Here is a 7,611-nt window from a genome sequence, read left to right as displayed (position 1 = left end):
ACCATCAACCCGATGGCCGCCTGGATCATGGGCATGCCCTCCAGCTCCTGGCGCATCGCGGTGAACTCGATCGCATCGGCATAGATCGCCTTGATCCAGCCGTAGGCCTGGGGCCGCTCGGCCGCCTTTTGCTTCTTGTCGTACACCCCCAGGGCCGGGCGTAGCCTCTTGCCCCCACGCTTTTTGACGTCGTCCACGCTGGCGCTGCTCAGAGCCACCCGCTCGCCGGCCGCGTAGATGGGCATCACATGCTGGCCGTGCCCGTACAGCGGCTCCAGCACCACCCGGCGTTCGCCCGCGCTCATGGCCGAGGTCCTCCCGCGGGGATCGATGCCGGCTGCACCCCGGGCGCTTCGGGCACGCCGCTCTGGCGGCCCAGCGCTTCCAGGGCTTGCAGTTCCTCCTCCAGCGTCTTGAACTTGTTGGGCCCGATCCCGAAGTACGTGCGCCTCAAAAACGCCTGCTGCTCACTGGGAGTCAGCACCACCGCCAGCACCTCACCGACCAGGCTCAGCCCCACCAGGATCAGGCCCCAGCCCGTCAAGCTCAAGCCCAGCCCCGTGGCCGCCCTCAGCCCCAGGTGCATGTAGCCGGCGCGCAGCAACTGCAACACAGGAATGCTCAGAAAAGCCACTCCACTGCCAGTCATGCCCACGATCGCACCAGCGACTCCGCCCGAAACCGCCCCCTCATTACTCCCCTACATCGAAGACGACCGGCTTGCCGTGCTCCCGTTCCAGTTGCCAGACCTTGTAGATCCAAAGGTAAGCTCCGCAAGCCAAGCGGCCAAGCATATAGATTGTCAAAGGCAACGTTAGGACTGCGACAAGAAGTAGCACCGCTGACATACCACTCGTGTCGACCAATAGGCGTTGCATCGGATAGGCCATCGGAATGCCCATCAGAAGGTAGGGGCCGATCCGGTGACAAATCTTGCTTGCCAGGGTCGTGTCACGAACGCGCGGCGCATCCAAGTCTGTTTTTACAGGGTGGCGCAGGACAATCTTTGTCGCATGAATCACGAACTCCCGTTCGAAAAAGCGCATCTCCTCAACACGCCGCTTGAGCGAAGACATGGCCGTGGCGCACCAAAGTACTGCCGCTCCGAAAAAAATCGCGAGAATCAGTGATTTACTCTGAAGCGATATATCCGGGGCCAGCAAGAACGCAAACCCAGCGCCTGCGGTCATGAACAACAATGGGCTAAGCCCAATACCCATCAGGATGCGGCTAATAAGGAGCCTATCCAGGCTCGCTGGCGCAAAGAAGCTGGCAATCAGACACGCAAGAGCCAGCCCCCCTCCAAAAATGAGTGCATCGGACGGCATAACGGCGAGTGCTCCCCATTCACTGCTGGCAAGCAGCAAAACCCCAGCCGGTAACAAACTAGAGAGCATCCAAAGCCATGCGGCGGCCCGCATGCCCGCGCGCGGGTTCGATACTGCCGTCATCACGGACCTCCACCGTGAACTAAAGCCGCCTCCACTGATTTGCCGTAGCCTCCGTAATCTTTGGGAAGCACCCCTTCAAGGGACTGAGCACTGGTCAGCATTCGCTTCCTCAAGGACTCCGTAAACCCGGTCTCCTTGTCCGCCAAGTCAAGCAGCCCTCCGATCACAACAGAAGCCGCGATAGTGCCTATCACAAGAACTGCACCAGATACAAACAGGGTACTTCCTAGAGCGGCCGCAACTGAGGTGGCGAACCAAACCGAAAAGCCAACAAACGCCGCACCCATTGCGGCGCCTACAACAGCCTTCCCCACATCAACCCCAACCTTGAAACACAGATCAAAAACATCCCGCTTGGGCTTGCCAGTCTGTGGGTCGCGTTGCTCGTAGTCGGCCAACCATTCCGCCGTGCTCAGGGTGATCGTGAAAATCAGAGCCAGCAGGCCGCCTCCCTGGAACGCGCCCTTGGCCGCACCCCACGATGCGTGACGCATGCCGGCCACCGATCCCGCGCCCGCGCTGATCGCAATCACCTTGGCGTGCTCGGCGCCGTACCGCGATGCGGTGAGGAACTGGCGCAAGCCCGGATTGCCCTTGAAGACGATGTACCACTTGGGCCCCGACTGGTGGATGACCCTCTGGAGGTAGAACTTCTCCTTCCACAGTTCCTTGATCCAGGCCTGGTTTTGATTCATATATGTGGCCCCCCCGACGATCTGCGATAGCAGCCAGTTGCGAGTCAGGATGCCCGAAGTGTCGATGGCGGTCTGCTCGCCGCCGTACTTGAAGAAGTCGGCAATCGCTTGGGGAACTTCCAGCCCGCCTGGGCGCACCTCCACCACATGAATGCTCTGCGTGCGCTCGCGTACCTCCTGGCTGAACTGCAGGGGCTCAAACGATGGCGTCCACTCGGTACCTGTGCCCAGCGGCCCTTGGGGCACTGTTGGGGCCAGCCCCGGCAACGTGGCCTTGGTGCTGGGTTCGGCATGCATCACGACCAGCAGCGGCGCGGGCTTTTCGGCCGGCTCATCTGCGTACCGTCGCGGGTCCAGTTCGTTCGGCACGTACCGCCCGAGCACTTTGCCGTGGGCCTTGAGGATCAGGCTGCCTTTGAAATTGCGACCTATCCACAGGTGCAGACGCTCACCATCTTGGAACGTGACCTTTTGCTGCTTTTGTCGCAGGACGATCTTCTTGTCTCGCGCGTTGTAGAAATCACTCTGGTCGGCTTCGACGGTGTAGGTCATGCCCTTGAAAAGCCGGATATCAAAAATCACATCACGATGCTTGCGCAACATGATTTCCAGCTTGGGCTTATAGATGTAGCAACGGATCTCTTCACCAGGAAGGTCGATGCACACCTGCTGAGTATCTGCCGCCAGGGGCTTCGGGGGCGCCGGATGCTGGTCCGCCTGTGCCGCTTGGAGGATGGATGACATGATGCTCGATGTTCTGTGGTTCTCAGTCGTGTCGTGCGGTCTGGGTCAACTTGGCCAGGCCTGGCTTGAAGCTTGGAATGACTGCTGAGCCACCTGCTGCATTCAGGTGATGCTCTGTCCCATCAGCAGCCCGCAGCTTGATCGCCTCGTTTGCAGGGCTGCCGCCATCAGGATCGACCAAAGTCACCTGTAAAGGCTGGGGCGGCAGGTTCAGCGGGGCCACGGCTGCCATTTCAATACCAGGCACGGAGGCATCCCCTGGCCCCTCCAAACTGCGCACACTGGCCCTGAACTGCGCTCGCCCCGGGGTGCTCAGGGTGATGTGGCCGCCTTCGATCCTCAGGGCCGAGCCGGCGCCTACCAGCAGCAGGTGCCGGGGGGCCTGCATGTGGATGTGCGCGTGCGTGCTGGCCACGTCGATGCGCCCGCGCGCGGCGATGTGGGTGGCCGCGCTGGCGCTGCGGCTTTGCACCGGCCCGCTGGCCGCGTGCAGCCTGATGCCGGTATGGGCCGCCGCCTGGGCCCCCGCCGCGCGTCCCGCGGTGTAGCCCACGATGCCTTGGGCGGCCATGACGCGGTGGCCGCCCCAGGCCGTGTGCGACAGGTCTTGCCCGGCCGTCACGCTCACGCTGCGCCCGGCGGCCACCAAGTGGTGTGCCGGGGTGGTGAACACCAGCCCCGCCGGCGCGCACGCCAGCAGGTGCGGGCGGGACCATGCCTGCACCGTGCCTTGCCCGCCGCCGATGGGCGTGCCACTGGCCGCCCCGTGGCTGGCGGTGGCTTGCAGCTCTTGCAGCGTGGCTTGCCAGGCCTCGTGGTTGATCAGCTGCTGGGGCTGCGGTTGTGTGTCGGTGTGCGCCTGGTGTTGACGCGCGCTGTGGGCCAGGGCGTGCTGGCGTTGCAGGCCTTGGCTGAGTTGGGTGTGTGCCTGATGGGCCTGGAGCTGCTGGCCGGCTTGGGTGGAGCCGCCGCTTTGGGCGTAGGCGCTCAGCAGCAGGCCGCAGCCGGCGCGCACGGCCCCCCAGGCCTGGGTGCGCAGCTCGGCACCGTGGCCGCGCGGGTGCAGCCGTTGGTTGTCGCGCTGGTGCAGCAGGTGGCCCAGTTGGAGCTGGCTGTGCGCCTGGGTGCTGCTCAGTTCGATGCGGGCCTGGCCGGGGGTGTCGTCGAAGACGAGCTGGTTGTAGCCGCCGGCGCCGTCTTGGCTGTGGGGGAGCTCCTGGCTTTTGTAGCCCGACAGCACGGCTGCGTGCCGGTGGCCTTCGTGCAGCGCCTGGGGCCCAGGGCCTGCGGCGCCCTGGCCGCCGGCAAACCACGCCGGCGCGTTGCCGGTGGCTCCAGCCGCCCCGGCGCCCACCTGGTTGCCCTGGGCATCCGGATGCCCGCTGCCGTTGTAGACGGCGCCCACGACAACGGGCCGGTCGATGTCGCCGTCCAGGAACTGCACGACCACTTCCTGGCCGGTGCGCGGCACGAAGTTCGTGCCCCAGTCGTCGCCCGCCCAGGACTCGGCCACGCGCACCCAGGTGCCGCTGGCTTCATTGGCCGGGGCGTCGTCTCGGCCGTCGTCGCTGTCGAGCCGGTGGCTGGAGCGGCTGCCACGCTGCCAGTGGAACTGGATCTTGATGCGGTGGTCCCGGTCGGTGTACACCGGCGCCTGCGCCGGGGCGACGACCACCGCGGTTTGCGCCCCCACCACCGTGGGACGCGGCTGCAGCAACACCTGGCCTTCGATGTCGTCGAGCACGGCCGCGCGCACCGGCTGGCTCAGCGGCAAGGCCATGATGTCGTTGTCGTAATGCGGTGCCTCGGGCGCAGCAGATGCGCGCTCGAGGGCAGCTTGTGCATCGGCCGCGAGGTTGTTGCGCACCCGGTGCACCACGCGCAGCACGGCGTAGCGCTGGGCGGGATCGGCCCCGGGGGGCTGCCATGGGGCGCCGTCCAGGACGAAGTGTCCGCCTGCGTGCAGGTGGCGGGCGCGGCTGTGTCCTTGCACCCGATGCGCCCGCGAGCTCAGGGCGTCGAGCCAGCGGCGCGCCAGCCGCTCGCCTTGGGCGCTGTCTTCGTAGGCGTACACCCCGGGCACGTCGATCCAGCCGGTGTGAGCGCTGGCGCAGGCGTCGTTGGCCTGTGCATGGACGGGGCGCAGGCCCACGCTGCGGTAATCCCAACTGGCCAGCCCTACCTGCGCGACGTGGCTGCGCCGCATCGGCATCCAGTGGTGCAGGCCGTCTTCGCTGACGCTGGCCAGCGTCTGGGTGTAGCGCACGCGCTCAGGCTGCACCGGGCTGAGGGCGCCGTTGTGATCGGCCATGACCAGGGTGTGCCGGCCCAGCGTGTCGTCGGCTTGAGCCTCGTGCTCAAACCACCAGAACAGCCCTTCTTCGCGCAGCAGCCGCGAGATGAAGGCAAGATCGCTTTCTTGGTACTGGATGCACAGGGAGCGCTCAGGGTAGCTCTGTGGGTCGGCCAGGGCCCAGCGCCACGCGGGCATGAGCGCGCCCCGCTGCTGGTAATGGGCGAACACTTGTTCGACGATGCCAGGCACGCTCATGCCTTGGAAGCAGCGGCTGTCCACCCGGTGGGCCAGCAGGCTCAGCCAGGGTTCGATGACCAGTGCATAGCGTGCAAAACCACCGTCCGAGCCCAGCACGCTGGCGTGGGTGACATGTCCATGGAAGGAGCGCAGCCGGCTGCGGCTGGCCGCGGTGAGCAGATCCAGCCGCACCGCCCGGCCCATGAGTGCGTCCAGCTCCAAGTGGGCACTGACGCTCAGGGCCGTCATCTCGATGCGAAAACCCACCACGCCTTCGCACGGCCCGATGCTCTCGGTGATCACTGCCTGCTCGGCCAGCAGCACCTGCGGACCCAGCGGCGTGTGCAGCCTCAGCAAGCGCTCGTGTTGGTCAAAACCCGCCAGCGCAGCACGAACGACCTGGGCCAGGTCGGAAAGAGGGGTCATCGTTGGGCTCCGTTCGCTTGAGAGACACCTTTCAGCTCATGCGGTATCTGAACTGGCCGTCCTTGCCCACGGTGGCCCTGATGCGACCGACGAGCTGCCCCTCGGCCATGCGGGCAAGCACCATCTGGGCCAGTTCTGGCAGCAGGCTGCCTCCAAGCAGGTGATCGACCTTGCGGGCGCCGGTATCGACTTCGGTGCACCGAGCCAGCACGGCCTCGACCAGGTCGTCGCCATACTCGAAGCTGGCGCCATGTCGGGCTCTGAAGCGTTCACCGATGCGATCGAGCTTGAGACGGATGACACGCTCGAGCACGTCGTCGGACAGCGGGTAGAACGGCACGACCTTCAGTCGCCCCAGAAAGGCGGGCTTGAAGGCCTTGTACAGTTGTGGTTTGAGCATGTCCTCCAGCGACTCGGGGCTGGGCTTGTCGTCTTCGTCCTTGTTCAGGCAAGCCTGCATCAGGGTTGACGAGCCCACGTTGGACGTGAGGATGATGAGGGTGTTGCGGAAGTCGATTTCCCGGCCTTCGGCATCCTCCATCACGCCTTTGTCAAAGACCTGGAAGAACAGCTCCAGCACATCGGGATGGGCCTTCTCCACCTCATCGAGCAGCACCACGCTGTAGGGCCTGCGGCGCACCGCCTCGGTGAGTACCCCGCCCTCTCCGTAGCCCACGTAACCCGGCGGTGATCCCTTCAGGCCCGAGACGCTGTGGGCCTCCTGGTACTCGCTCATGTTGATGGTGATGAGGCTGCGCTCTCCACCGTAGAGGGTTTCGGCCAACGCCAGTGCGGTCTCGGTCTTGCCCACACCGCTGGGGCCCACGAAGAGGAAAACCCCCTGGGGCTTGTTCGGATCCTCCAGACCGGCCCTGGCGGTACGCACACGCTGAGCCACGGCAGCCAGGGCATGCGGCTGGCCGATGACGCGCGCCTGCAAGGCTTCTTGCAGTTGCAGCACGGCCTGGATGTCGTCCTTGACCATCCTTCCCAAGGGAATGCCCGTCCAGTCCGACACGACACGGGCGACGACCTGGGCATCGACATGCACCGGCACCAGGGGAGCTTCACCCTGGATGGCCGCCAGTTCGGCCAACTTGGCCTGAAGCGCAGCTTGCCAGGGGGTCAAGTGCAGGGGTTCGCCCTTTTTGCGCGGTTTGGCGGGGACCGCTTGGGGTTCGGTGGAGGCCTCGCCCGCCGGATGAGGGGGCAGACCTTCACCACCCTTCGGCTCCAGACGTGCGCTCAGCTCATCGATCTCGGCGGCCAGCGTCTTCTCCTGCTCCCAGCGGGACAGGTCGGCGTCCAGGCAGACTTGGACGGCCCTAGTTTGGGTTTCGATCTCGGCCAGACGGGCGCGATGATCCACACCTTGGGCCGCCTCTTTATGCAGGGCCCGACGCTCGGCTTCAAGGGCCTCGAGTCGGCGACGGGCCTCCTCGATCACTGCCGGGGTGGCGTTGCGCCCCAGGGCCACGCGGGCGCAGGCCGTGTCCAGCACCCCCACGGCCTTGTCGGGCAACTGCCGCGCGGTGATGTAGCGATGGGACAGACGCACAGCCTCGGCGACGGCCTGGTCGCAGATGCGCACGCCAAAATGGCGCTCCATCAACGGAACCATCGCACGCAGCATGTCCGTGGCCACGGCCTCGGACGGTTCTTCGACCTTGACCACCTGGAAACGTCGCGCCAGGGCCGCGTCTTTCTCGAAGTACTTCTTGTATTCACTCCAGGTGGTGGCCGCCACCGTGCGCAGCTCCCC

The 7,611-nt window shown here is 65.4% G+C and carries 6 protein-coding genes; all 6 read right to left on the bottom strand.

What is annotated here, in order from left to right; translation table 11 throughout:
- Positions 1–305, bottom strand: a 305-nt coding sequence (locus tag ACK42S_RS13240) for a hypothetical protein (RefSeq protein ID WP_409708277.1), incomplete at its 3' end; no start/stop codon positions are given.
- Positions 302–649: a hypothetical protein gene (locus ACK42S_RS13235; RefSeq protein WP_409708274.1), complete on the bottom strand. Its 348-nt coding sequence runs from the start codon at positions 647–649 to the stop codon at positions 302–304. The genes ACK42S_RS13235 and ACK42S_RS13240, both read right to left, overlap by 4 nt.
- A gap of 43 nt (positions 650–692) precedes the next feature.
- Complete coding sequence (locus ACK42S_RS13230) at positions 693–1,451, bottom strand: hypothetical protein (protein ID WP_409708271.1); 759 nt, start codon at positions 1,449–1,451, stop codon at positions 693–695.
- Positions 1,451–2,890, bottom strand: a complete 1,440-nt coding sequence (locus ACK42S_RS13225; RefSeq protein ID WP_409708268.1) for a hypothetical protein — start codon at positions 2,888–2,890, stop codon at positions 1,451–1,453. The genes ACK42S_RS13230 and ACK42S_RS13225 overlap by 1 nt, the downstream gene beginning before the upstream one ends.
- Before the next feature lie 22 nt (positions 2,891–2,912).
- Positions 2,913–5,849 (bottom strand): type VI secretion system Vgr family protein, encoded by a 2,937-nt coding sequence (locus tag ACK42S_RS13220; RefSeq protein ID WP_409708265.1) that lies wholly within the window; start codon positions 5,847–5,849, stop codon positions 2,913–2,915.
- Between the two features lie 31 nt (positions 5,850–5,880).
- Positions 5,881–7,611: AAA family ATPase (locus tag ACK42S_RS13215; RefSeq protein WP_409708262.1), on the bottom strand; the 1,731-nt coding region annotated here is incomplete at its 5' end.

It is taken from the genome of Caldimonas sp. (genome assembly GCF_046289365.1).
Classification (GTDB): Bacteria; Pseudomonadota; Gammaproteobacteria; order Burkholderiales; family Burkholderiaceae_C; genus Caldimonas.
Note: the sequence above shows the minus strand (reverse complement) of the source record. Positions and strands in the feature narration are given on the sequence as shown.

Coding starts and splice junctions, on each gene's coding strand:
- ACK42S_RS13225 (WP_409708268.1), bottom strand. CDS start 2,890: ATGTCATCCATCCTCCAAGCGGCACAGGCGGACCAGCATCCGGCGCCC.
- ACK42S_RS13235 (WP_409708274.1), bottom strand. CDS start 649: ATGACTGGCAGTGGAGTGGCTTTTCTGAGCATTCCTGTGTTGCAGTTG.
- ACK42S_RS13220 (WP_409708265.1), bottom strand. CDS start 5,849: ATGACCCCTCTTTCCGACCTGGCCCAGGTCGTTCGTGCTGCGCTGGCG.
- ACK42S_RS13230 (WP_409708271.1), bottom strand. CDS start 1,451: ATGACGGCAGTATCGAACCCGCGCGCGGGCATGCGGGCCGCCGCATGG.